This window comes from Pseudomonas sp. NBRC 111140 (assembly GCF_001320885.1).
Classification (GTDB): domain Bacteria; phylum Pseudomonadota; class Gammaproteobacteria; order Pseudomonadales; family Pseudomonadaceae; genus Aquipseudomonas; species Aquipseudomonas putida_P.
Genome location: NZ_BCBQ01000201.1, coordinates 1 through 719 on the forward strand (window position 1 = coordinate 1; position 719 = coordinate 719).

A 719-nucleotide genomic window follows, 5' to 3' on the forward strand; every position below is an offset into this window, starting at 1 on the left:
CGAATCGTAGTGCCCCGGCGTCTGGTCCTCGCGGCACCACAGGCAACTGGCGGTGAGGTTGACGAACTGGTGCCCGCCGCCAGCCAGTGGCATGCGCAGTTGCAGCTCGTAATCAGGCCCGACCAGCACGGGTAGCTGGCTGATGACCATCAAGCCATCTTCGGAGGCATTGCCCAGCTGACCGAGTTCCTGACCGGTAAAACGGTTGAACACCTTGAGGACGCAAGGCAGTTGATGACGTTCGATGTGGCGCTTGTTGAACATGATCGCGAGTGTATTCCGTACCTGATGCCAGGAATACAAGGTACTGGCGGTTGTTGTAACAGCTGAGTTACAGATTAGCGCAGCGCGCGCAGCAAATCTCGTGAAATAAACCACACCTTGGTGTTAGCGCCAAGGTGCGGTCGTCACCGGGCTGGCCACGGCCGCTTCAACGCCGCGCACATGGCCGAGTTTTTCCAGCGTCTGCAGGCGCGCCTGGGCACGATAGGCGTACTCGTTGCCCGGGTACTGCTGGATCAAGTACTGGTAAGTCTGCGCAGCATCCACGTACAACGCCTGGCGCTCCAGGCACTGGCCGCGCAGCAACGATACCTCGGGGTGGATGAACGGCCGTGCACGGCTGGTGCGGTCAACCTGCGACAACTCGAGCATGACGCGTGCACAATCGCCCCGGTCGTAGGCGCGGTAGGCATTGTTCAGGTGGTGGTCCATCGACC

2 protein-coding genes are annotated in these 719 nt (G+C 60.6%); both read right to left on the minus strand.

Features of this window, described 5'->3' with window-relative positions:
- Positions 1–264: PilZ domain-containing protein (locus APH42_RS28880; RefSeq protein WP_060494758.1), on the minus strand; the 264-nt coding region annotated here is incomplete at its 3' end.
- Positions 265–387: 123 nt separating this feature from the next.
- Positions 388–719 (minus strand): tol-pal system YbgF family protein (locus APH42_RS28885; protein ID WP_060494759.1); only part of this gene is annotated, 332 nt, incomplete at its 5' end.